At 72.2% G+C, this 23,032-nt stretch carries 20 protein-coding genes, 1 tRNA gene and 1 pseudogene; 8 read left to right on the plus strand and 14 right to left on the minus strand.

The window, feature by feature from the left end; translation table 11 throughout:
• The coding region (locus EG812_RS25250) for a hypothetical protein (RefSeq protein ID WP_126713020.1) at positions 1-422 on the plus strand (422 nt) is incomplete at its 5' end.
• A gap of 248 nt (positions 423-670) precedes the next feature.
• On the opposite strand, the gene cobA is transcribed toward EG812_RS25250, so the two are convergent.
• Genes cobA through cobC form a run of 3 tightly spaced genes read right to left on the minus strand, consistent with a single transcriptional unit; the run spans position 671 to position 4,115 of the window.
• Positions 671-1,912 (minus strand): uroporphyrinogen-III C-methyltransferase, encoded by a 1,242-nt coding sequence (gene cobA, locus EG812_RS25255; RefSeq protein ID WP_126713021.1) that lies wholly within the window; start codon positions 1,910-1,912, stop codon positions 671-673.
• Complete coding sequence (cobT, locus tag EG812_RS25260) at positions 1,909-3,033, minus strand: nicotinate-nucleotide--dimethylbenzimidazole phosphoribosyltransferase (protein ID WP_199743954.1); 1,125 nt, start codon at positions 3,031-3,033, stop codon at positions 1,909-1,911. The genes cobA and cobT overlap by 4 nt, the downstream gene beginning before the upstream one ends.
• Positions 3,033-4,115, minus strand: a complete 1,083-nt coding sequence (gene cobC / locus EG812_RS25265; RefSeq protein WP_126713023.1) for an Rv2231c family histidinol phosphate aminotransferase CobC — start codon at positions 4,113-4,115, stop codon at positions 3,033-3,035. Before cobC ends, cobT begins: the two co-directional genes overlap by 1 nt.
• Positions 4,116-4,236: 121 nt before the next feature.
• Between cobC and EG812_RS25270 the strand changes: the two genes are divergently transcribed.
• On the plus strand, positions 4,237-6,369 hold the full coding sequence (locus EG812_RS25270) for a transglycosylase domain-containing protein (protein WP_126713024.1): 2,133 nt from the start codon (positions 4,237-4,239) through the stop codon (positions 6,367-6,369).
• Here the strand turns inward: EG812_RS25270 and EG812_RS25275 are convergent.
• The gene (locus EG812_RS25275; RefSeq protein ID WP_013735494.1) at positions 6,338-7,852 is read right to left on the minus strand and encodes a cobyrinic acid a,c-diamide synthase CobB; all 1,515 of its coding nucleotides are present in this window, start codon (positions 7,850-7,852) and stop codon (positions 6,338-6,340) included. The genes EG812_RS25270 and EG812_RS25275 overlap by 32 nt on opposite strands.
• A gap of 214 nt (positions 7,853-8,066) precedes the next feature.
• Here EG812_RS25275 and EG812_RS25280 point away from each other — a divergent pair, with 214 nt between their 5' ends.
• Positions 8,067-8,876 carry an SURF1 family cytochrome oxidase biogenesis protein gene (locus tag EG812_RS25280; protein WP_013735495.1) on the plus strand — a complete coding sequence of 270 codons (810 nt, stop codon included), beginning with the start codon at positions 8,067-8,069 and terminating at the stop codon, positions 8,874-8,876.
• A 25-nt stretch (positions 8,877-8,901) separates the two neighbouring features.
• Here the strand turns inward: EG812_RS25280 and EG812_RS25285 are convergent, their stop codons facing one another.
• The 4 genes and pseudogenes from EG812_RS25285 to EG812_RS25300 form a co-directional block, all read right to left on the minus strand.
• Positions 8,902-10,518, minus strand: coding sequence for an ATP-dependent DNA ligase (locus EG812_RS25285; protein WP_013735496.1), 1,617 nt, complete (start codon positions 10,516-10,518; stop codon positions 8,902-8,904).
• A 50-nt stretch (positions 10,519-10,568) separates the two neighbouring features.
• Positions 10,569-10,775, minus strand: coding sequence for a hypothetical protein (locus EG812_RS25290; RefSeq protein ID WP_043721739.1), 207 nt, complete (start codon positions 10,773-10,775; stop codon positions 10,569-10,571).
• A gap of 70 nt (positions 10,776-10,845) precedes the next feature.
• On the minus strand, positions 10,846-12,192 hold the full coding sequence (locus EG812_RS25295; protein WP_169804629.1) for a dipeptidase: 1,347 nt from the start codon (positions 12,190-12,192) through the stop codon (positions 10,846-10,848).
• Positions 12,191-12,997: pseudogene (locus EG812_RS25300) on the minus strand (uridine kinase family protein); the annotation flags it as partial. The pseudogene EG812_RS25300 and the gene EG812_RS25295, both read right to left, overlap by 2 nt.
• 6 nt (positions 12,998-13,003) lie before the next feature.
• On the opposite strand from EG812_RS25300, the gene EG812_RS25305 reads away from it, so the two are divergent.
• Entirely contained in the window at positions 13,004-13,405 is a 402-nt protein-coding gene (locus tag EG812_RS25305; protein WP_043721742.1) for a rhodanese-like domain-containing protein, read from the plus strand.
• A gap of 78 nt (positions 13,406-13,483) precedes the next feature.
• Here the strand turns inward: EG812_RS25305 and EG812_RS25310 are convergent, their stop codons facing one another.
• The 3 genes from EG812_RS25310 to EG812_RS25320 all read right to left on the minus strand — a co-directional run bounded on the left by EG812_RS25310 (position 13,484) and on the right by EG812_RS25320 (position 17,095).
• Complete coding sequence (locus EG812_RS25310; RefSeq protein ID WP_126713026.1) at positions 13,484-15,022, minus strand: cobyric acid synthase; 1,539 nt, start codon at positions 15,020-15,022, stop codon at positions 13,484-13,486.
• Positions 15,019-16,128: a cobalamin biosynthesis protein gene (locus EG812_RS25315; protein ID WP_233579630.1), complete on the minus strand. Its 1,110-nt coding sequence runs from the start codon at positions 16,126-16,128 to the stop codon at positions 15,019-15,021. The genes EG812_RS25310 and EG812_RS25315 overlap by 4 nt, the downstream gene beginning before the upstream one ends.
• Positions 16,129-16,252: 124 nt before the next feature.
• Positions 16,253-17,095, minus strand: coding sequence for a single-stranded DNA-binding protein (locus EG812_RS25320; RefSeq protein WP_126713028.1), 843 nt, complete (start codon positions 17,093-17,095; stop codon positions 16,253-16,255).
• Positions 17,096-17,419: 324 nt separating this feature from the next.
• Here EG812_RS25320 and EG812_RS25325 point away from each other — a divergent pair, with 324 nt between their 5' ends.
• The 3 genes from EG812_RS25325 to EG812_RS25335 all read left to right on the plus strand — a co-directional run bounded on the left by EG812_RS25325 (position 17,420) and on the right by EG812_RS25335 (position 19,178).
• Positions 17,420-17,833, plus strand: a complete 414-nt coding sequence (locus tag EG812_RS25325; RefSeq protein WP_013735504.1) for an HPF/RaiA family ribosome-associated protein — start codon at positions 17,420-17,422, stop codon at positions 17,831-17,833.
• A gap of 106 nt (positions 17,834-17,939) precedes the next feature.
• On the plus strand, positions 17,940-18,983 hold the full coding sequence (locus EG812_RS25330; RefSeq protein WP_199743951.1) for an alpha/beta hydrolase: 1,044 nt from the start codon (positions 17,940-17,942) through the stop codon (positions 18,981-18,983).
• Between the two features lie 122 nt (positions 18,984-19,105).
• Positions 19,106-19,178 (plus strand) — tRNA-Arg (locus EG812_RS25335).
• Between the two features lie 217 nt (positions 19,179-19,395).
• Here the strand turns inward: EG812_RS25335 and EG812_RS25340 are convergent.
• The 3 genes from EG812_RS25340 to EG812_RS25350 all read right to left on the minus strand — a co-directional run bounded on the left by EG812_RS25340 (position 19,396) and on the right by EG812_RS25350 (position 21,821).
• A complete protein-coding gene (locus tag EG812_RS25340) occupies positions 19,396-19,977 on the minus strand; it encodes a hypothetical protein (protein WP_126713029.1) in 582 nt (193 codons plus the stop codon).
• A gap of 22 nt (positions 19,978-19,999) precedes the next feature.
• On the minus strand, positions 20,000-20,440 hold the full coding sequence (locus EG812_RS25345; RefSeq protein ID WP_126713030.1) for a hypothetical protein: 441 nt from the start codon (positions 20,438-20,440) through the stop codon (positions 20,000-20,002).
• A gap of 220 nt (positions 20,441-20,660) precedes the next feature.
• On the minus strand, positions 20,661-21,821 hold the full coding sequence (locus EG812_RS25350; protein ID WP_126713031.1) for an epoxide hydrolase family protein: 1,161 nt from the start codon (positions 21,819-21,821) through the stop codon (positions 20,661-20,663).
• Positions 21,822-22,120: 299 nt separating this feature from the next.
• On the opposite strand from EG812_RS25350, the gene EG812_RS25355 reads away from it, so the two are divergent.
• Positions 22,121-23,014 carry an NAD-dependent epimerase/dehydratase family protein gene (locus tag EG812_RS25355; protein ID WP_126713032.1) on the plus strand — a complete coding sequence of 298 codons (894 nt, stop codon included), beginning with the start codon at positions 22,121-22,123 and terminating at the stop codon, positions 23,012-23,014.
• The last annotated feature ends 18 nt before the right edge of the window (positions 23,015-23,032 follow it).

Raw genomic sequence — 23,032 nt, forward strand, 5'->3', positions numbered from 1 at the left:
ATGGTGTGCAGGGTGCGCAGTCGCGTATCGATCTGAACGATGAGCAGGTGGCGAACACGAAGGCGATCATCGCCGCCACGAAGAAGGCCGGCATGGACGAGCGTGCCGCGGTCGTCTCCATCGCCACCGCGTTGCAGGAGTCGAAGTTGGAGAACCTCGGCCACCTGGGTGACCGTAACGACCATGACTCGCAGGGCTTGTTCCAGCAGCGTCCGTCCAGTGGTTGGGGCACGGTGGAGCAGATCACCGATCCCGAGTACTCGACCACCGCGTTCCTGAAGGGCCTCAAGCAGGTTGACGGTTGGCAGGACATGCCGCTGACCAAGGCCGCGCAGACGGTGCAGGTGTCGGCGTACCCGGATCACTACGCCCAGTGGGAGCAGCAGGCCGCTGACCTGGTCGCCAAGTACTGGAACAGCTGACCCCAAAGACATTCCTCCACAGGGGGAGCAAGAACCGTATGGCCGGCACCCGAACCTGGGTGCCGGCCAAACGGCGTCTACCCACCTACCCCGACAACACCCACGGGGTTCGAGCGAAGGTCGACCGGGTCGGGCTGGGGCGACCGTGCCCGGCGTAGGGATCAAGCCTGACCGCCCGAAGCCGGGCACGGTCGCCCCAGCCCTCCACCGCAACCACCCCCACAGAGCCGGACACGAACCGGGCACGATCAAAGGCTGGGAAGAACCCCGACCACATCCCCCACCACCACAACCGCCGGCGGACGTACCCCCGCAGCCGCCACATCCCCGGCCACCTCACCCAGCGTGGAGCGGAGGGTTCGCTGTGCCCCGGTGGTGGCCTCCTGGACCACAGCCGCAGGAGTGTCCGCCGGGCGACCGTGCCGCAGCAGGGTGGCGGTGATCGCCGGCAGGTTCTTCAGCCCCATCAGGATCACCAGGGTGCCGCGCAGGGCGGCCAGCGCGTCCCAGCGCACCAGCGAGGCCGCCGAGTCGGGTGCGACGTGGCCGGAGACCACGGTGAACTCGTGCGCCACCGCTCGATGGGTGACCGGGATACCGGCTGCTGCCGGGGCGGCGATGGAGCTGGTCACGCCGGGCACCACGGTCACCGGCACGCCGGCTGCCGCGCAGGCCAGCAGCTCTTCGCCGCCGCGTCCGAAGACGTACGGGTCACCGCCCTTGAGGCGGACCACGAAGGCACCGGCCAGCGCCCGGTCGACCAGGATCCGGTTGATCTCCTCCTGGGTGCGGGCCGGGCCGTACGGGATCTTCGAGGCGTCCACCAGTTCCACGCCGGTACGCAGTTCGTCGAGGAGCAGGCCGGGCACCAGCCGGTCGGCGACCACCACGTCAGCTTCGGTGAGCAGCCGCCAACCACGGACTGTGACCAGTTCCGGGTCGCCCGGCCCGGCACCCACCAGAGCTACTCGGCCGGGTGCACCGGTCGGAGTGTTAACAGGGGTCCCCTGCTCTACCGCAGGCGTTAACAGGGTGCCCTTCCTTTCACGCAGGAGGGTGCGGATGGCGTCGCGGACGGTCATCGCGCGGCGGGGGTCGCCGCCGCCGAGGACGGCCACGGTGACCGGGCCGTGCCGGGTCACCGCCGGGGTCCAGGCGGTCGCTGCCTCGCGGTCGTCGGCGCGTACGCAGAAGATGCGGCGCTGTGCGGCGGCGGCGCTGACGGCGGCGGCGGCGTCCGGGTCGTCGATCGCGACGTGGACGAGCCAGGCGTCGTCCAGGTCGTCGGGGTGGAACCGGCGGGGTATCCAGCGCAGTCGGTCGGCGTCGGCGTGGGCCTGCATCGCCGGACTGATCTCCGGGGCCACCAGCAGCACGTCCGCGCCCGCGTCGAGCAACGCCGGTACCCGCCGGGTGGCCACGGCTCCCCCGCCCACCACGACGACCCGTCGGCCGGCCAGTCGGAGTCCGAGAGGGTACGGGCTTGTCACTTCTCCGCCACCCCGGCGGAGTCGAAGGTGGCCACCTCGTGCAGCACCCGGACGGCGCCGGTGACCACGGGCAGGGCGAGCAGCGCGCCGGTGCCTTCGCCGAGCCGCAGGCCCAGGTCGATCAGCGGGGTGAGGCCGAGTTGCCGCAGCGCCACGGTGGCACCCGGCTCGGCGGAGCGGTGACCGGCGATCATCGCGCCGACCGCGTCGGGGGCGAGGGCCGCGGCGGCCAGCGCGGCGGAGACCGCGATCACCCCGTCCAACAGCACCGGTACGCGACGAGCGGCGGCACCGAGCAGCAGCCCGGTCAGCGCGGCGTGTTCCAGTCCGCCCACGGCGGCCAGCACCCCGAGCGGATCTGTCGGGTCGGGTGTGTGGCGCAGCAGCGCGGCTCGGACAACCTCGATCTTGTGCTGGTAGGTCGGGTCGTCCACGCCGGTGCCCCGGCCGGTCGCCTCGGCGGCGTCGACTCCGGTGAACGCGGCGATCAGCGCGGCGGCCGGGGTGGTGTTGGCGATCCCCATGTCGCCGGTGACCAGCAGGGCCGCCCCGCCGTCGATCAGTTCCCCGGCGATGCGGATGCCGACCTCCACGGCGGACCTCGCCTCGTCACGGGTGAGCGCGGCGGTGACGGTCATGTCCCGGGTACCCCGCCGGACGTTGGCGTCGACCAGCCGGGGCACGTCGACGCGGCCGTGACCCCTGACCCCACCCGGTGCAGCGACGGGAGCGTCGCCCGTCGGCGGGTGGTCGTCGGAGGTGGACAGGGGGGTGGCCACGCCGACGTCGACCACGGTCACCGTGGCGCCTGCCTGCCGGGCGAAGGCGTTGACCACCGCGCCGCCGGCCAGGAAGTTGCCGACCATCTGGACGGTGACCTCCTGCGGCCAGGGGGTCACCCGCTGGGCGTGTACGCCGTGGTCACCGGCGAAGATGGCCACGGCCGCCGGGCTCGGCAGCGGTGGCGGGCAGGTGCCGGCCAGGCCGGCGAGGCGTACGGACAGCTCCTCCAGGAGGCCGAGCGAGCCGGCGGGCTTGGTCAGCCGGGTCTGCAACTGCCGCGCCGTGCTCATCGCCGCCCCGTCGAGCGGGCCGATCGCCGCGATCGTGGTCTCCAGCATCATGCCTCCAGAATCTCCGCCAACACCTTGATGAACACGTCGGTGCAGGCCCGGTCCCGCACCGCGATCCGCAGCCAGTCCGGGCCGAGGCCGGGGAAGGTGTCGCCGCGGCGTACCGCCCAACCATGCTCGCGTAGCGCGGCGCGGATCCGGTCCGCGCCCGGCCGGTGGATCAGGACGAACGCGCTGGCCGGACGCCCGACGACGCGTACCCCGGGCAGGGCCGACAGGCGGGTGACCAGGTGGTCGCGGTCGGCGGCGAGTTGCGCGGCGATGGCGCGCTCGGCCTGGACCGCGGTGGGGCCGGCGCAGGCGGTCGCGGCGGCCAGGGCCGGCGTGGATACCGCCCAGAGGGGCTGTACGGCCGCCAGCCGGTGCAGCAGCTCCGCCTCACCGAGCAGGTAGCCGATCCGCAGTCCGGCCAGCCCCCAGGTCTTGGTGAGGCTGCGGACGACCACCAGTCCGGGCAGGTCCCGACGGGCCGCCAGGGATTCGGGCTCGCCGGGGTGTCCGGGGGCGGCGGTGGCGTCGGCGAACGCCTCGTCGACCACGAGCACGCGTCCCGGCCGGGCCAGAGTGGCCAGGTCGGCGGCGGGATGCAGCACGGAGGTGGGGTTGGTCGGGTTGCCGATCATGACCAGGTCGGCGTCGGCGGGGATCGCATCCGGGTGCAGGCGGAAGTCGTCCGCCGGGTCGAGCAGCACCCGCTGCACCTGGTGCCCGGCCGCCCGCAGCGCGGCCTCCGGCTCGGTGAACTGCGGGTGGACCACCACCGGTCGGCGGATGCCGCGCAGCGCCTGGGCGAGCAGCACGAACCCTTCGGCGGCACCGGCGGTCAGCAGCACCTCGGCCGGTGGCCGACCGTGTCGGGCGGCGACGGCGGCTCGCGCGGGTTCCGGGTCCGGGTACCCGGCCAGGTCGGCGAGCGACGCCGTGATCGGTTCGGCCAGCCAGTCCGGCATCGGCGCGCGCCGTACGTTGACGGCGAGGTCGACCAGCCCCGCGCCCACCTCCGCGTCACCGTGATGGGTGAGGTCCGGCTCGGCGGTCGACCGGGTCGCCGGGGTCAGCGGTGCGTGCATGTCCGCGATCCTGCCGGGAAGGAGGCACGGGTGACAGCAGCGCGAGGGGTGGGCCGCATCACCACCGATCACTTCATGAGTATTTCTCATGGATGATTCGGAAATGTCATAACTTATCGGTGTGAGCAACCGACCCCTTGCTGCCGCTGGTCGTTTCGTTCCTCTCCTCCGTGCCGGGCTGATCGCCGGCATCGTCGTCGCCGCCGTGGCGTACCCCGTGGTCGCCCTGACCGGCGTCGGCGCCAAGGCCACCGCGCACGCCGTGGAGAGCAAGACCCGACTGCTGGCCACCGCCCTGCCCGCCGAGACCTCCTACCTCTACGCGCCCGACGGCAAGACCGTGCTGACCATGTTCTTCGAGGAGTACCGGCAGTACACCAAGCTGTCGGACATCTCGCCGCACATGCAGCAGGCGATCGTGGCTGCCGAGGACAACCGCTTCTACCGGCACCACGGCGTCGACCCGAAGGGCGTCGCCCGGGCCTTCGTGGCCAACGCCAAGTCCAGTGGCGTCTCCCAGGGCGCCTCGACCCTGACCATGCAGTACGTGCGGATGGCGCTGCGGGACAGCGCGAGCACCCCGAAGGAGGTGCAGGAGGCCACCGCGCAGACCCCGATCCGCAAGGTCAAGGAGATGCGGATGGCGGTCGACCTGGAGAAGGAGTTGAGCAAGGAGGACATCCTCGAGCGCTACCTCAACTCGGCGTACTTCGGGCACCGGGCGTACGGCATCTACGCCGCCAGCGAGATCTTCTTCTCCAAGACGCCGAAGGAACTCACGCCCGTCGAGGCGGCCACCCTCGCCGGCCTGGTGAAGTCGCCCTCGCAGTACGACCCGGCAAGCTCGGACCAGAAGGAGGCCACCGCACGACGCAACTACGTGCTGGACAACATGGCCCGGCTCGGTTACCTGTCCCCGGACTCGGTCGCGGCGGCGAAGACCGAGCCGATCCGGCTGCGGCTGACCTACCCGCCGAACGACTGCGCCTCGGTGCCGGAGGAGTGGAACAGCTGGGGCTTCCTCTGCGACTACCTGAAGAACTGGTGGAGCGCGCAGCCGGCCTTCGGCGACAACCGGCTGGACCGGTTGGACAAGCTGCGGCGCGGCGGCTACCGGATCGTGCTCAGCATGGACCCGAAGATCCAGGCGGCGGCCGAGGAGAACGTGGGCACCAAGGGCAACACCGGCAGCCCGTTCGCCAACGGCATCGTGGTCGCCGAGCCGGGCACCGGGCGGGTCAAGGCGATGGCGGTGAACCGCACCTACTCGCTGCAGGTCAACGAGAACCCGCTCAGCTCCAACCCGGAGGCGGGTCCGAACGTGCGGGCCAACTACCCCAACACGGTGGCACCCCTGATGGGCGGCGGCGACCTGCCCGGCTACCAGGCCGGATCGACGTTCAAGATGTTCCCCATGCTGGCCGCGTTGGACGCCGGCATGACCCTGAACACCACCTTCAACGCACCACACTCGTACCGGTCGGAGATCTACGACGGGTGGCAGCCGTCGAACGCCAGCGGCGCGATGAGCGGCATGCAGACCATGTGGTCCGGTTTCGGCAAGTCGGTGAACACCTACTTCGTCTGGCTGGAGGAACAGGTCGGCGCGGAGCGGGCGGTCCGGCTCGCCGAGCAGTTGGGGCTGCGCTGGCGTACCGACGTGGACCGGGACCACGCCTCGCCGTCGAAGGCCAACAAGTGGGGTGCGTTCACCCTGGGTGTCTCCGACGCCACCCCGCTGGAGATGGCCAACGCGTACGCCGCCGTCGCCGCCGACGGGCGGTACTGCGAGGCGATGCCGGTGTCCGCGATCTACAACCGGGATGGCACCCCGGCGACCTTCAAGACTCCCGGCGGCATCGAACGGGAGGTCGCCAAGCCCCGCTGCCGCCAGGTGGTCAGCGCGGATGCCGCCCGGGCCGCCACCGACGCCGCCCGCTGCCCGACCGGTGACACCCCGGCCAAGGGTGGCTGCGGCGGCTGGTCGACCGCGGACAGCGTACGGGGCACGGTGGGTCGCCCGGTGGCCGGCAAGACCGGTACCACGGACAGCACCCGGTCGGCCTGGTTCGTCGGCTACACCCCGGAACTGGCGGCGGCGAGCTTCATCTCCGACCCGGACAACCCGTTCAACGCGGTGGGTGACGGCCAGTCGCAGATCCCGATCGCGGCGGTCGCGAACACGCTCCGCGACGCGCTCAAGGGCAAACCGGTGCGGGACTTCACTCCACCGTCGGACCGGATAGTCGGCTGACCACCGGCCCGGCGTCCGAGGCGGGCGCCGGGCCGTCCGAGCCGCTCGGGACGCCGGATGACCCGCTCGCGGCGGGCGGGCCGAGCACAACGGCCGGCGCAGCGTTCGGGGCGGCGTCGGGGTCGGCGGTCGCGGCGGCCACCAACCGGGTCGCCAGGTGCGGGTACGCCGCCCAGTGCGGGACCAGTTGCGAGGCGTGCACGCCACGCCAGACGAACCCCTCCGGGGCACCACCGGCCCAACTCCAGGCCGGACGTTGGCCACCTCGCGGGGAGAGCACACCCTGGTGCTCCTTGTGCCCGACGACCACCTCACCGCGAACCGCGATCACGCTGTCGCTCTGGGCGGTCGCCTCCCGGTAACCGACCACCAGTCCGTCGCGGAGGCTGCCGATGGCGTCGAGCACGCCACACATGGGCAGCCCGTCCACCTCCCGGGCCAGCCAGAGCAGACCGGCCCCCTCGGCCACCACCGGTCGGCCGGTACGGGCCAGCTCGGCGACCGCGATGCAGAGCCGCCGGTTGGCGGAGAGCTGCTCGACGTACGACTCGGGCAGGGCACCACCGACCACAAGCGCCCGGGTACCGGCCGGCAGTGCCTCGTCGGTGAACGGGTTGACCGTCACCACGTCCGCCCCCGCCGCTCGCAGCAACTCGACGGTCTCGACGTGGCTGAAGGTGCCACCAGGTCCGCCGGCCACCGCGATGACCGGGCGTGCCCGATCCACGGCCGCCGTGTCGTCGGCCGCCGCCGGCTGCGGTGACCAGGCCGGCATGCCCAGCGCCGGGGCGGAGCGGGCCAGGCCGAGCAGTCGTTCCAGGTCGACGGTGGCGGCCACCGCCTCGCCGAGTCGCCGGACCGCCCGGGTGGCCTCGCCGGCACCGGTGACCACCGGCACCACTGCGTGCCGTCGGGACGGCAGCACCGGTGGCAGGTCCTGCCGGCGCAGCGCGCCGTAGACAGGTACGCCGATGTCGTCGAGCGCCTCGCGCAGCAGCGCCTCGTGCCGCGAGGAGGCGACCCGGTTGAGGATCACCCCACCGATCCACAGCTGCTCGTCGTACGCCCGGAACCCGTGCACCAGCGCCGCCACCGACTGCCCCATCGCGGCGACGTCGACCACCAGGACGACCGGGCTGCGCAACGCGGTGGCCACCGCGGCCGTGGACTCGGTGTCGCCCCGGCCACTGAGACTGTCGTAGAGGCCCATGCTGCCCTGCACGACCGCGAGGTCGGCGTCGGCGGCACCGTGCAGCAGCAACGGGGCGAGCCGTTCGGAGCCGACCAGCCGCGCGTCCAGACTGCGCCCGGGACGGCCGCAGGCCAGACCGAGGTACGCCGCGTCGACCTGATCCGGGCCGATCTTGAAGCCGGCCACGTCGAGCCCCTGTTCGGCGAACGCAGCGAGCAGGCCGATCGCCACTGCGTTCTTGCCGTGCCCGGACGAGGGGGCGCTGAACACCAGACGCGGCACGACGGTCATCATCGACTCCTCGCGAACGGACGGGCGTGCCGAGGGGTCGGCGCGCTCCGCCCGCGTGACGATAGCCGAACCGGACTACTGGCACGCACCGACCGGTACCCCTCCCATTCCGGCGTCCCGGCCGGCCCACGCCCCGCCCACCGCCCGGGTACGCTGCGCCACCACAGCCGGCGGCGCGGCACGGTGGCGATGACCCACCGGGTAGCCTCGTGGCGTGTACCGGTTCCTGCTGACGCCGCGCTGGCTGGGCATCCTCGCGCTGACTCTGGTCGCCGCCACGGTGATGGTGCTGCTGGGCAACTGGCAGCTGGACCGCTACCGGGGCCGCACCGCGATCAACGAACAGATCGACGCCGGCCTGCAGATGGCGGCGGTGCCGCTGCGTGAGGCGCTGGCCGCGCCGACCGGCGGTCCCGGCACGATCGGACCACCACCGGCCGAGGAACGGACCTACACCCGGGTCACCCTGACCGGGCGGTACGACACCGACAACATCGTGCTGGTCCGGGGTCGTACGGTCGACAGCAAGGTCGGCTTCGAGGTGCTCACCCCGCTGGTGCTGACCGACGGCACGGCCGTACTTGTGGACCGGGGTTGGATCCCGCCGGCCCCGGGTGGCGCGCTGGCCCAGCCGGAGATGCCGGCCACCCCGGCCGGCGACGTGACAGTCGAGGGCCGGATACGCGCGAGCGAGAGCGGCGACGCCAAGGTGTCCCGCCGCGACGGCCAGCTGGAAAGCCGTCGGATCTCGCTGCCCCAGCTCGCCCCTCAACTGCCGTACCCGCTGCACGGGGGGTACGTGCTGCTCGACGAGCAGACCCCGGCCGCCGATCCGGTGTTCAAGGCGGTGCCGGTGGGGCACGCCAACAACTGGCAGAACCTGGGCTACGTCGTACAGTGGTGGATCTTCGGGGCGATGACCGTGGTCGGCTTCGGCTGGATCGCCCGCCGGGAGGCCCGCCGCCTGGCCGGGGTGACCGACGACCGACCCCGCGACCGCGCCGCCGACCCCTCCCCCGCCTGACCGCCGCGGACCCGACGGCCCGCCGCTACGGCGATGGCGCGGCCGGTGGGCGGCCGGCGTGGATGGCGCGAACGGTGTCGATCGTGTCGGCCTCGGCGGCGGACTTGTCCTCGCGGTACCGCACCACCCGCGCGAAGCGCAGCGCCACCCCACCGGGATAGCGCGAACTGGTCTGCACGCCGTCGAAGGCGATCTCCACCACCTGCTCGGGGCGGACCCGCACCACCCAGTCGCCCCGCTCCACCGCCAGGCCTAGGAAGCGTTCGGTCTGCCAGCGCAGCAGGTCGTCGGTGAGCCCCTTGAAGGTCTTGCCCAGCATCACGAACTCGCCGGTGCGCGGATCACGCGCCCCCAGGTGCAGGTTGGACAGCCAGCCGGTGCGACGGCCACTGCCCCACTCGACGGCGAGCACGACCAGATCCAGGGTGTGCCGAGGCTTGACCTTAATCCACGCCGCGCCGCGCCGGCCCGCTTCGTACGGCGCGTCGGGTGCCTTGACCACGACACCTTCCTGGCCGGCGTCGAGCGCGGCGGCGAAGGCCTCGCCGGCCCGCTGCGGCTCGTCCACCTCCATCCGCCCCACCAGCAACCCGGCGTCGACCGTGCCGCGCAGCACCGCCCACCGCTCGCGGCCCGGCGCGTCGATCAGATCCGTGCCGTCCAGATGCAGCAGGTCGAAGAAGTAGGGCGTGAGCACCGTCGTGCCGGTGCTCGCGGCGGCGGCGCGCACCGCCGGGGCGACCGGCGCGGCAGCGGTCGGCCCGCCTGTGGACCGGGCACCGGCTGACCCGCCGCGTCGGGCGGCGGCGCTGGAGGTCTGCTGGAAGGGCAGGGGTCGGCCCGTCTCGTCCAGGCCGATGGCCTCGCCGTCGAGGACCAGCTCCCGGGCCGGCAGGGCCCGCACCGCGGCGACCACCTCGGGCACCCGGGCGGTGATGTCGTCCAGGCTGCGGGTGAACACGGCGATGTCCGACCCGCTGCGGTGCACCTGGATGCGGATGCCGTCGAGCTTGACGTCGACCACGGCGGGGGTGCCCGTGGCGGCCAACGCCTCGTCGACCGAGGACGCGCTCTGGGCCAGCATCGGCGCGAGTGGCCGCCCGACCCGCAGCCCGAACCCGGCCAGGGCGGCAGCGCCACCGGCGAGCGCGGCCACCGCCACCTCACGCAGGTCACCGGCGAGCAGCAACGCGCGGCGTACGGCGGCGACCGGCACCCCGGCGGCGCGGGCGATCGCGTCGGCGAGCAGCCCCGCCTGAGCGCCGTGACGCAGCTCGCCGAGGAACAGCCCGGTGAGCAGCCGCTGCTCGTCGGCGGTGGCCGCCGCGTAAAGACTGTGCACCAGGGCACGGCGACGGGCCTGTGATCCGCTGCCGTGCACCGCGGCGATCGCGTCGATGGCCGCGTCGACCGCACCGACGGTCAGGGTCGGCTCCGCCGCCGGTGGCGGCAGGTCACGCAAGCCGGCCCAGCCGACACCGGTCTGCCGCTGGCGCAGCTCACCGGCGAGCCAGCCGGCTCCCGCCGCGATCTCGACCGGATCGAGCCGGCGCAACGCCTCGGCGAGCAACTCGACCTTCGCCCGCCGGCCGCTGGTCGCGGCGACGGCTGCGGAGGTGGCAGCCAGGTCGAGGAATCGCACGCCCCAATCCTGCCAGCCACCTCCGACAACGCACGCCAGGAGCGCTGGTGTCAGGCCGGGACCGGTTCCTCCACGCGCAGGCCGCGGGCACGGACCCCCTCGGCGATGCGGGACAGCGACGCGTCCAGGGCGACCAGGGCGGCGGAAAGCTCCGCGAGCTGTTCCTTGAGCGTGTCCTCGGGCCACGCGGAGACGTCGATGTCTCCCAGAGCGCTGACGGCGGCCCCCAGGCGGGCCATCTCCTCGTTCGTACGCATGTTCGAGAGGCTACAACAGCCCCGCGTCCGACACACCGGAAACGGCCACCATTCGTGCGAAGTTACGGGTTCAGCCGCGACCCACCTCGGCCACCTTGGCCAGCAGCAACGCCTCGGCAAGGCAGACCCGGGCGAACTCGCCCAGGTGCAGGCTCTCGTTCGGCCCGTGCGCCCGGGCGTGCGGATCCTCCACACCGGTCACCAGGATCGCCGCCTGCGGGAACATCTCCCGCAGGGTGGCGATGAACGGGATCGAGCCACCGAGGCCGATGTCCACCGCGTCGGTGCCGTCCCAGGCAGCCCGGAAGGCCGACCGGGCGGCGTCGAACATCGGGCCGGTCGAGTCGATGACACACGGCGCCCCGTCGTGCTCGAAGCTGACCTCGACCTGCGCACCCCAGGGGGCATGCCGGTGCAGGTGTTCGCGCAGCGCCGCGTACGCCTTGGTCGGGTCGTCGCCCGGCGCCAGCCGTACGCTCAACTTGGCCTTGGCGGTCGGCACCAACGCGTTGGGCGCCTCGCCGGTGGCCGGGGAGTCGATGCCGAGCACGGCGAGCGCCGGCTTGGTCCAGATCCGGTCGGTGATCCGACCGGTACCGATCAACTGCACCCCCTCCAGCACGCCCGCCTCGGCACGGAACCGCTCCTCGGGGTAGTCGACGGTGGCGCCTACGCCCTGGGTCAACCCGTCGACCGCGACGTTGCCCGCGTCGTCGTGCAGGGTGGCCAGCAGTCGGACCAGAGTGGTCAAGGCGTCCGGCACCGGCCCGCCGAACATACCGCTGTGCACGGCCTGCTCCAGGGTGCGTACCTCGACGAAGCAGTTGACCAGGCCGCGCAGCGAGGTGGTCAGCCCCGGCACGCCGATGTCCCAGTTCGTGGAGTCGGCGACCACGATCACGTCCGAGGCGATCGTGTCGCGGTGCGCGGCGAGCAACCGCTCCAGCGACTCGGAGCCGTACTCCTCCTCGCCCTCGATGAACAGCACCACCCCGACCGGAAGCCGATCGCCGAAGGCGCGCAGCGCGGCGATGTGCGCCATGATGCCGGCCTTGTCGTCGGCGGCACCCCGCCCGTACAGCCGGCCGTCGCGCTCGACCGGCTCGAACGGGTCGGACTGCCACAGCGCCCGATCGCCGACGGGCTGCACGTCGTGGTGGGCGTAGAGCATGACCGTGGGCGCGCCGGGTGGCGCTGCCCTGCGCCCGATCACCGCCGGCTGCCCACCGGCCCGCACGATCTCCACGTCGAGTCCGCAGCCGCGCAACAGTTCGGCCACCGCTTCGGCGGAGCGTTCCACGTGCGTGTGGTCGAAGCCCTCGAAGGCGATGCCGGGGATCCGGACCAGGCGCTCCAGGTCCGCCCGTACACCAGGCAGTTCCCGCTGCACAGCGGCCCGCAGCTCGGCCTCCGTCATGATCGGTGTGGTCATGACCGGCATCGTATTCCGGCCTTACCCGACGCCGGCGGCCACATCGCCGCATCCGGTGCCGTGCGACCTGAATCGCAGCTCAGCCCGCCGCCATTCGCAGGTAGTAGCGGTCGACGTCGTGCGGCAGCGTGGGTGCACCGTCGACGATGAGGTCGGCTCGGGCCTGCGTGCCGTCGGCGCGGAAGTGCTCCTGCTCGCCGAGGTGCCACCGGCGCAGCTCGGGCAGGATTCCCGGGCCGTCGCGGGTCACCGCCCTGGTCAGCCGCAGCGACTGCGGCGCGGTGACGAAGACCGCCAGGCTCAGGTCGGCCGCCGCCTCGGCGCGGGCCGCGCTGACCCCCTCCACGATCAGCACCGGCGCCGCCGGCACCGGCACCGGGTTGGGCAGGAACGCCCGCCGCACCCAGCTGTACCGCTGGCAGGCACCGGCCTGGCCGGCACGCACCGGCGCCAGCACCGAGGCCTCCAGGCGGCGCCAGAAGGTGAGCTGATCGTCCCATCCGTCGAGCAGGTCGTCGGTGTGCACCACCGGCGGGCGGCCCACGTCGGTGGCGGCGAAGGCGTCGGCCAGCCGCGCCGCGAAGGCCGTCTTGCCCGCACCGCTGGGACCGTCGACCGCCACCAACCGGGTACGCCCCAACCGCGCCGGCCGCCGCAGCACCCGGCGCGCCAGTTCGGCGTACGCCGCAAAGACCGCAACCACGGGCACGGACGTTACCGTTCGTGTTGTCCCACACCGCTTCCGGCCGTGAATCGGCAGGCCAGAAGGCACGATCGGGTCGTGTCCCATTCCGTGATGAGTCCCGGCGTCGAGGCGTTGCTGGAGCAGGCCCGCGCGGGCATGAACCGGTTGACCCCGCAGGAAACGGTGCAGGCCGCCGCCCGCGGCGCGCTCGTGATCGACACCCGTACCGACATGCAGCGACGGGAGCAGGGTGACCTGCCCGGCGTCCTGGTGATCGACCGGACGGTGCTGGAGTGGCGGCTCGATCCGGCCAGCGACTGGCGCATCCCCGAAGCCACCGGGTACGACATCGAGGTCGTCGTGGTGTGCCGCCAGGGCTACAGCTCCAGCCTCGCCGCAGCCAGCCTGCGCGCCCTCGGCCTGCACCGGGCGACCGACATGATCGGCGGCGTGGACGCCTGGCGTGCCGCGGGCCTCCCCTTCTCCGATCGCCCGGCCGACGTACGCCTCTGATCGGTCCGGCATCCGGACGCCGACGCGGTCGGTGGCCGGCTCCGGCCGTCGCCCGCGTCCTGCGTCGCCGGCAACCCGTCAGCGCGGGGCGCCGGGCGGCACGAACGGCAGGTCGATGGGTGGGCCGGACTCGATCAGCCGCCGCAGGGCGGCCGTGTCCAGATGCTCCTCGACCAGGTCGCCGAGCAGATCGAGGGTGCGGTTCCGGGCGGCGGCGAAGGACGTGTCCGGGGCGACCCGGAATCCGGTACGCCCGGCGAGGCGGGACACCCTTGTGAGGAACCAGCGGCGGAACTCGTCGGACTCGAAGGCACCGTGCCAGTGGGTGCCGTGCACGACCCCGTGGACGGCTCCTTCGCCGACGCCGTCGAGGTAGCGCAGCAGCGGGGTCAGCGTCGGATCGGCGGCCGAGACGTACCCGTGGTGGATCTCGTACCCGCCTACCGGCAGGTCATCGGAGAACGTGCCGGTCGCCGCCCGGACCGTCTTGCGCGGATCGAAGGTGATCTCGATGGGCAGCAGACCGAGGCCGGACACGCTGCCGCGCCGGCTCTCCACCGGGTCGTGGATGGCTCGGGCGAGCATCTGGAAGCCGCCGCAGATGCCCAGCAGCGGGCGGCCCGCAGCGACGTGCGCGGTGATCACGTCGGCGAGGCCGGTCTCCCGCAGCCAGGCCAGGTCCGCCACTGTCGACTTGGAGCCGGGCAGCACGACCAGGTCGGCGGCGGCAAGTTCGGCCGGCTCGACGGTCAACCGCACCCGTACCCCGGGTTCGGTAGCGAGCGCTTCGACGTCGGTGGCGTTGGAGACCCGGGGCAACCGCACCACTGCGACGTCGAGCCATTCGGTGCCGTGCGGGGCGGCGGGTCGGCCGAGCACCCGGCCGTAGGCGAGCGAATCCTCCGCGTCCAACCACAGGTCCACCGCCCAGGGCAGGACCCCGTACGTCGGGCGCCCGGTGACCTGGCTCAGCATCGCCAGCCCTGGTTCGAGCAGCCCACGGTCACCGCGGAACTTGTTGACCACGAAACCGGCGATCAGTGCCTGGTCCGCGGGGTCGAGCAGGGCGAGGGTGCCGAACATGGCGGCGAACACCCCACCCCGGTCGATGTCGCCGACCACGATCGTCGGCAGCCCGGCCTGCCGGGCCAGGCCCATGTTGACGTAGTCGCCGTCGCGCAGGTTGATCTCCGCGGGACTGCCGGCCCCCTCGCAGACCACCACGTCGTACGCCGACCGCAGCTCGCTCAGCGCGGCGTAGGCGGTCTCGGCCAGCCGGGGACGCAGCGACGTGAACGTGTCGGCGGTCAGCGTGTCGACCGCCTCGCCCAAGAGCACCACCTGGCTGGACAGATCGCTGCCCGGCTTGAGCAGCACCGGGTTGAACCGCAGATCCGGGGCGATTCCGCAGGCCGCGGCCTGCATCGCCTGCGCCCGCCCGATCTCGCCGCCCCGGCCGTCCGGACCGACGACGACGGCCGAGTTGTTTGACATGTTCTGTGCCTTGAACGGCGCGACCTTGACGCCCTCGCGGTGCAGCCACCGGCAGATGCCGGCGGTCAGCACGCTCTTGCCGGCATCCGAGGTCGTCCCGGCGACCAGCAGACCCCCGCTCATCGCCCGCGCCCGGCCGCGACAGCACCCGACCCGACGACACCCGCTCCCGCCGCCCCGGAGCGGTCACGCGTCAATCGCGCGGCAATCGATCGGGCGGATGTCGACCGGATGGCAATGAGGGCACCGGTCCCGATGGCCCGGCGGGTGACGGCTGTGGTCAAGCGGCCGACGGTCAGCGGGTAGACGGCGGCGAGCCCGAGTGCCGCCAGCCCGACCGCGCCGGAGATCCGGGCGGCCCGGGACAGGTGGCGTGCCTCAGGGCGTGGCCCGTCACCGAGGAAAGGACGCGCCTCCGAGCGGCCGAAGTAGACGTTGCGTCCGCCCAGCCGTACGCCCAGCGCCCCGGCCATCGCCGCCTCGCACTGCCCGGCGTTGGGGCTCGGGTGGTCGGCGCGGTCCCGCCGCCACACCCGCCAGGCCTGCTCCCGGTCACCGTGCCCGACCGGGGCGAGGGCGACGGTCAGCAGGCCGGTCAGTCGCGCCGGCACCAGGTTGAGCAGGTCGTCCAGGCGCGCGGCCGGCGTGCCGAACCGGTCATAGCGGGCGTTACGGTGCCCGACCATCGCGTCCAGGGTGTTCGCCGCCCGGTAGCCGAGCAGCCCCGGCAGCCCGGCCACCGCGCCCCAGACCAGTGGGGCCACCACGGCATCCGAGGTGTTCTCCGCGACGGACTCGACGGTGGCCCGCGCCAGCTCCGGCTCGTCAAGCGTCGACGGATCGCGCCCGCAGAGGTTGCCGAGCCGGTGCCGGGCGGCCGGCACGTCACCGGAGCGCAGTTCGCGACCCATCGCCTTCGCCTCGTGGCGCAGGCTGCGGCCGCCGAGCACCGCCCACGTGCCGGCGGCGACAAGCGTCGCGCGGGCCACCGGCCGGCGTCGGGTGGCGAACGCGGCCGCCGCCCCGACGAGCACCGGCGCGCTCACGGCGAGCGCGGTGAAGGCAGCCCCGGCCAGCCGGTCGGGCCGGTAGAGGCGGCGTTCCAGGGCGGCGGCGGCCCGGCCGAAGCCGGCGACCGGATGCCCGCGTCGGGGGTCGCCGAACAGCGCGTCGAGCGCATATCCGGCGACCAGTCCTGCCGCGTTCGCCACCGCACCCGCGTGCTGCACCACACCACCTCCGGCCGGCAGCCTAGCCGAGCCCGGCACGTCGACCGGCTCGATCCAGCTCGGCCCTGCCGGCCTCCCGGCAGGGCTCGCGAGGACCAGCCGGCCGCCGTCCCCGGGCAGTCGGTCACACCGGCTGCGGCTGCCGCCCACGGCCGCGTCGTCCGCGTCCGGTCACCTCGGCGCCCGCCCCCGATTCCTCCGGACGCCCCAGCGACTCGACCGCGGCCTCGCCACCCTCGAACCGGCCCGCCGCCGATCCGCCGGCGTCCGACCCGCCCACGTCCGACCCGCCAGCGTTCGACCCGACGGCCTCGGCGGCGAGCGGGGCCAGCTCGTCGGAGGTCTCCGCCGGCTCCGCGCCGTCGAACGGGTCGGACGGGAAGGGCTCGTCCCCGCCCACCTGCCGGTACGCCCCGCTGCCGGGCCTCGTGCCCGGGCTGGCGGCGTACTCGTCGGACCCCAGGTCGGGCAGCTCGAACTCGTCGTCGAGCCCGCCGAGGTCGGGTCGGGCCGGCGCCTCGGAGTCCGGCACCGGCTCGGTCGGCTCGCCGTGCACCCGCTGCTCGGCCTCGGCGTCGGAGACGGCACTTGTGCTCAGGCTCGGCCGGTTACGCAGGAAGCGGCCGCGCCCCCGGGACAGGTCGTGACCGACGGCGACCGCCTCCAACTCGTACAGGGTGCGGTGGTTGCCCGCCTCGTCGGTCCAGTCGCGGGTGTAGAGCCGCCCGCAGACGACCACCGGATCGCCGACCATCACCGAGGCGGCCACCCCCTCGGCGAGCTTGCGCCAGCAGTTCACCCGTACGCGCAGGCTGTTGCCGTCGACCCACCGGCCGCTGTCCCGGTCGAGGCGGCGAGCGGTGGAGGCGACCTTGAAGTTGGCCACCAGGGTGTTGCTCTGGGTCGTACGTCGCCACTCCGGCGCGGTCAGCACGTTGCCGACGATCGTGACATAGGTATCGAACATCGCCCCTCCAGCGGGGGTCGGGGGCTCACTGTGAGCCGACTCGCCACCGAGCCTGCGCCCGGTGCCCGTTCTCCGGCAGCCCCGCGCGACGGATCTGTGGACAAGGCGAGCGCCTGTGGAAAAGTGCCTGATCAAGGTCCCGGTGTGGTAGGCCGGTCGGCCCTGTCACCCACCCGCCCGACCGGGCAATGATCGAGACAACGACAACGTTCCGGATGACTCCCGGCGGGGTAGTGATCTCCCCGACCGCGCCGTCGACGAAAGGTCAGCGATCATGAGGATGACCGTCAGCCGTTCCGCCCACGTCCCCGGTGAGGTGCGGCGATGAGCACCAACCCGGCTACCGTGGCGAAGTGCCTCCGGCTCAACGCCGGCTTCTCGCAGGCCGACCGGAACTGGATCGTCGAGCAGTTCGCCACCCTCGACGCCCGCCTGGCCACCTTCGACGCCGACGCGACCGACCTCGAACTTTCGATCAAGGACCGGGAAGCCAAGGGTCAGCGGGTCACCCTGGAGTGCCGGATCGCGGGCTGGGAGAAGATCGTCACCACCTCGTCCGAGCAGGATCTGCGCGCCGCGCTCAACGACGTCCGCGACGACCTGCGCCGCAAACTCAACGACGCGAAGACCCGGCAGGAGCCGCGCAACAACAAGCACCTGCGGGTCGCCCCGCCGCCCGCACCGGGCGTGCCGGCCGAGGAGTTGACCGGCGCGGGGGCCACCAGCGACGACAGGTGAGCGAAGTCTCGCCGGTGCGTCCGGACAGCCCGAGGTGAGCCCCGCCCGCCAGGTGCGGGCGGGGCGGGGCTACCACCCGGTAGGTGGTCGGCGTACCGTCGGCACCGTGGAACCGGACCTGCTGGGACCGCCGTACGAACGGCACACCATCGACCTGGGCAGCGACGACGAAGGCCCGGTGGTCGCGACCCTGGTCCGCCGCCGGGCCGAGCGCCCGAGCCGGCGGGCCGTGCTGTACGTGCACGGCTTCGTCGACTACTTCTTCCAGACCCACGTGGCGGACTTCTTCGCCGCCCGAGGGTGGGACTTCTACGCCCTCGACCTGCGCAAGTACGGCCGCAGCCTGCTACCGCACCAGACCCCCAACTTCTGCTGCGACCTCGGCGACTACTTCCCCGAACTGGACGCCGCCGCCGAGATCATCCGCACCGAGGACGGGCACGACACCGTGCTGGCCATGGGCCACTCCACCGGCGGCCTGATCGTCTCGCTCTGGGCACACGACCGCCGCGACGCCGGCCTGGTCGACGGCATCGTCCTCAACAGCCCCTTCTTCGACCTCAACGCCCCCTGGCTGGTGCGTCGGCCCCTCGCGGCCGCCGTCGCGCGCCTGGGCCGCCGGGCGCCGCAGCGGATCCTTCCGTTCAGCCTGGGCACCGTGTACGGCGAGAGCCTCCACGCCGACCATCGCGGCGAATGGACGTACGACCTGGCCTGGAAGCCGCTCGCCGGGTTCCCCGTGCGGGCCGGCTGGCTCGACGCCATCCGCACCGGCCAACGCCGCCTGCGGGCCGGACTCGACATCCAGGTGCCGGTGCTGCTCGCCTGCTCGACCCGTTCGTTCCGCAGCACCAAATGGCACGAGTCGGCCACCCTCGCCGACGCCGTACTCGACGTCGAACACATGGTCCGCTGGGCACCCCGCCTCGGCCCGCACATCACCCTGGCCCGCTTCGACGGCGGCCTGCACGACCTGACGCTCTCCGGCCCCGCCGTACGCGAAAAGGTATTCGCCGAGGTCGGACGCTGGGCCGACGCCTTCCTCGGCGCCGGACCGACGCCGACCGACCCGCCCGTGCCCGACCCACGCCCCGCACCGTCGGGCAACCGCAAGGCGGACGACCCCGAGCAGGCCGACGCGACCGCCTGAACCCCGCCGGCAGCCACGAGTAACCGGGTGCACGCCGCCACGACGCGTGCAACGCTGACCCGGCCACCCATTCCGCCGCGCGAGGCCCCGGCGGCGGTACCCTTCTCGCGCACTACCACGGCGCGCCCGTAGCTCAGCGGATAGAGCAGGGGACTTCTAATCCCAAGGCCGCAGGTTCGAATCCTGCCGGGCGCACCCTCACCACCACAGGTCAACAGCTTGGTCCGCCCAGCCAGGTCGCAGACCTCAACATGAGGTCACGACCCACCCGTCGATCGCCGAGGCCGAGACGATTCCGACCGGCGAGGAGGTCGACGCTGTACGGGGTTGCTGGAAGACGGCGGCATCTTGGTGGCGGCACCCCTGAGTACGGAGGCGGCCCGTACCCCGAGATCCGCTTCGTTGTTCGCCGCTACGAGACCAGGCCCGCCCTGGCTGTGTGCAGCTCACACATGCGCTGAGCATCACGTTCCCAGGCGCTTCCTACGAGAGCGACGGGGTGGGTGGCCTCTCTGACTTGCCTGTCATCGGTCTCCACCGAAAACCGTAGCGACAACGGCTCCGGCTGGAATGCGACCGCGCACTCGAACCGCAGCTCGACCAGGAGTTGACCTGTGCCGCCAGGGGGCAACAGCCGGGGTTGTCCTGTGCTGCGTACCGCGACGCCCGGCCCCTCTGCCTGAACCCCCCGAACCGTGATCGGCGCGGGGCCAGCATTGATCAACAACAACTGCCCAGACAGTTGGACCGATCCCTGGGCGGCCGAGCCTCCGTAGTTGGCCGACTGAGGTAGGGCCACGAGCGCGACCACTGCGTTCCGCTCCCGCAGATCACGCGAGTCGCGCAGCTCGCTGACACCGAAACCGCCAAGCACGACGCCGACCACCAACGCAGCGACTAGGCGCAGGGTCATCTTCCGCCTGGCCATCGGCCGGTCAGAGGTGCCGGTTCCCGACTCGGCCGGCTGGTGATTCTGCCCGCCCAGGTCGATCACAGCATGCTCCGCGACATAGGCGTCAGCCTAGGGTCTGCCCACGCCTAGCATCAGGTGGATGCTTGACGACCCGGCCACCTTCGCTCCCTTCGTGCTGCTGGCGTATCGGCTGTTGATGTTTCTGGTTCACGCCGATGCAGGTGAGCACTGACGTCGCGTCGGCTGTCAGAAAGAGCTGGAAGTAGTAGGGAGGGTCGAGCTGTGTCACGCCGCCAAGTCGTACTGGCTGTTCACCGAGCGCGTGCAGTGCCTCGACGGCTGCCGCGAAACCGAGGGTCGGGATGCCCCGATCCCTGGTGATTGCCTCCCGCGCCCGATACGTGGACGCAAGGTTGTTTGCGGGAACCAATCCCATCGCTTCGTCCCGGATGTGGAAGGGCGCCCCTCGCTCAAGGGCTTCACGGCACGCCTTGTTGACTGGGCTCTCGTCGGCAAGTAGGGAGATCAACTCCTTGCGCTCCACGCCCCGACGGTACCGCCGAGCCCGCCCGCTGACACAGGCGTTCGCTGGCCACTGTGGACTCGATCACCAGGGTCGGGAGTGGGCACCGCGCTCTCCCGGTGGCTGCGGTGCTGGGCGGCTCGGTGCAGGGCCGAGCCGCCCAGGGACTGCCGACGAGCGAACTGCTGGACGCACTGCGGGCGGGACAATGCCGGGCCGGCTCCCGCCCGCGTCTGCGACCTCAGCGGCGGATTGTGGCGGCGAAGGCGCGTAGGTCGCCGACGAACAGATCCGGGACCTCCATCGCCGGGAAGTGGCCGCCGCGGTCGTACTCGCTCCACTGCACGATGTTCGGCAGCCCGCGCTCGGCGAAGCGCCGGATCGGCTGGCCCGGGTCGTGCTGGAACACTGCGATGCCGAACGGCGTGGGCAGCGGCGGGGGCGGGGGCGGCGGGGTGGTGGCGATGGGCAGCAGTGCCGCGTTCTCGTAGTAGAAGTGCGCCGACGAGGCCCCGGTCGAGGTCAACCAGTACAGCATCACGTTTGTCAGCATCCGGTCCCGGTCGACAGCGTCCTCGGGGACCTTGGCCGAGTCGGTCCAGTCCTTGAACTTCTCCACGATCCAGGCCAACTGCCCCACCGGCGAATCCGTCAGGCCGTACCCCAACGTCTGCGGCCGGGTCGACTGGATGTGCATGTAGCCGGCCTGCTCGGTGGCGAAGCGCCCGAGCTTGCTCAGCCGGCCCAGTTCCACCTCGGTGAGCGCCGCCATGTCTGCCGGGTCGTCGCTGGGCGGGGTGGGGAGGAAGTTCAGGTGGCCGCCGAGCACATGCTCGTGGTCCATGCCCGCCAGCATGACGGTGACCCAGGACCCGAAGTCCCCACCCTGAGCCACGTACCGGTCATAACCCAACCGGGCCATCAACTGCGCCCACGCTCCGGCCACTCGCGGCATGCTCCACCCCGGCTCACGCAACGGACCCGACAACCCGAACCCTGGCAACGTCGGGATCACCAGGTGAAACGCGTCCTCGGGGTTGCCGCCGTGCGCCCGCGGATCGGTCAGCGGACCGATCACGTCGAGATACTCCACGAACGACCCGGGCCAACCGTGCGTGATGATCATCGGCGTCGCGTCCGGCTCCGGGGAGCGCACGTGCACGTAGTGGATGTTGGCGCCGTCGATCTCGGTGGTGAACTGCGGTACCTGGTTCAACTCGGCTTCGGCGGCCCGCCAGTCGTAGCTGGTGCGCCAGTATTCGACCAGCTCACGCAGGTAGTCGGCGGGCACGCCGCGCTCCCACCCCACGCCTGGCATCTCCGCCGGCCAGCGCGTAGCGGCCAGCCGTCGGTCCAGGTCGTCGAGGGCTTCCTGCGGGATTTCGATGCGGTACGGAACCATTCAACACTCCTTAACGGACGGATCAGTGCCGCACGCCGCGCCCCGGAACGTTAGGAGGTCCACGCGAGGCAATCGACGGGCGGCGCCGGACCACGCGGTCAACGACGCTCGCCACCTCACTGTAGCCACGCCGCCGCTCAGAAAAGCCTTGTGACCAGGGAATATCGAGCACGATGAAGGAAGCTTCGGCGGCGCTTTCCGCTAGAGCATTGATCTCTGGAGACAACTGTCCACACTCGCCTGGGCGGTATCGGCCGACATCGAGCCATGGAAATCATTCCCGAGAAGAGGGGGACGACATGTCGGAATTCGAGGTCCAGGTCGGGGCGGGCATCCATCCGCCGGCGAAAGTGCTGATCATCGGTGCCGCCGGGTATGTCGGCACCCACACCGCCCGCGCTTTCGTGCAGTCCGGATACCAGGTCACCGGCCTGCAGCGGCCCGGCGGCACGAAGGTCCCGGCCCGCTACCCCACCGTGCCGGGCGACCTGACCGATCCGGCGTCACTGACCCGGGCGGCCCAGGGCTTCGACCTGGTCGTCAACCTCGGCCCTCCGCTGGACGAGGACCGGGATCTGGCCGCGATCGACGCGTTGCTCGCCTCGGGCGTACCGCTGATCCACACCTCCGGATCGGACGTCTCCGGCGAGGGCTACCGCGCCGAGGACACCCTCCCGACGCCGCACCCGTTCGTCTGCTGGCGGGACACGGTGGAACGGCGCGCCGTCGAGGGCGGTGGCATCGTCGTACGGCCCGGTCTCATCTACGGCAACGGCGGCGGTGTGGTGGGCGACATGTGGATCCCGTTGCGTGACCGGGTCGGTGCGGGGGTGTACATCGGCGAGCCGGGTGTGCGCTGGGCCGCCGTACACGTCGAAGATCTTGCCTGGTTGTACGTGGCGATGGCCGCGAAGGCCGCACCGGGCACCTACTGGCACGGGGTCGCCGAGAGCATCGAGGTCGACGCCATCGCCGACGTGATCGGCGGCGGCAAGACCATCTCCTGGCCGCTCGACGAGGAGCCGCCGGCGGAGATAGCCGTCCTCGCCGGCCTGTTCCGTCTGGATCAGGAGGTATCCGCGGTGAAGACCCGGCACCTGCTGGGCTGGAGTCCGGCGTACCCGTCGATCGTCACGGCGCTGCGCCACGAGTTGCGCCGCGAGCCGAAGACCGACTGGCGCGACCGGGGTTGAGCACGTCCGCCGCGTCCG

This window comes from Verrucosispora sp. FIM060022 (genome assembly GCF_003977705.1).
GTDB lineage: Bacteria > Actinomycetota > Actinomycetes > Mycobacteriales > Micromonosporaceae > Micromonospora > Micromonospora gifhornensis.

Excerpts from the sequence above, each read along its gene's own strand:
- cobT (WP_199743954.1), bottom strand. The coding sequence starts at position 3,033 with ATGCTGGAGACCACGATCGCGGCGATCGGCCCGCTCGACGGGGCGGCG.
- cobC (WP_126713023.1), bottom strand. The coding sequence starts at position 4,115 with ATGCACGCACCGCTGACCCCGGCGACCCGGTCGACCGCCGAGCCGGAC.
- EG812_RS25275 (WP_013735494.1), bottom strand. The coding sequence starts at position 7,852 with ATGACCGTCGTGCCGCGTCTGGTGTTCAGCGCCCCCTCGTCCGGGCAC.
- EG812_RS25290 (WP_043721739.1), bottom strand. The coding sequence starts at position 10,775 with ATGCGTACGAACGAGGAGATGGCCCGCCTGGGGGCCGCCGTCAGCGCT.
- EG812_RS25295 (WP_169804629.1), bottom strand. The coding sequence starts at position 12,192 with ATGACGGAGGCCGAGCTGCGGGCCGCTGTGCAGCGGGAACTGCCTGGT.
- EG812_RS25305 (WP_043721742.1), top strand. The coding sequence starts at position 13,004 with ATGAGTCCCGGCGTCGAGGCGTTGCTGGAGCAGGCCCGCGCGGGCATG.
- EG812_RS25310 (WP_126713026.1), bottom strand. The coding sequence starts at position 15,022 with ATGAGCGGGGGTCTGCTGGTCGCCGGGACGACCTCGGATGCCGGCAAG.
- EG812_RS25320 (WP_126713028.1), bottom strand. The coding sequence starts at position 17,095 with ATGTTCGATACCTATGTCACGATCGTCGGCAACGTGCTGACCGCGCCG.
- EG812_RS25325 (WP_013735504.1), top strand. The coding sequence starts at position 17,420 with ATGAGCACCAACCCGGCTACCGTGGCGAAGTGCCTCCGGCTCAACGCC.
- EG812_RS25350 (WP_126713031.1), bottom strand. The coding sequence starts at position 21,821 with ATGGTTCCGTACCGCATCGAAATCCCGCAGGAAGCCCTCGACGACCTG.
- EG812_RS25355 (WP_126713032.1), top strand. The coding sequence starts at position 22,121 with ATGTCGGAATTCGAGGTCCAGGTCGGGGCGGGCATCCATCCGCCGGCG.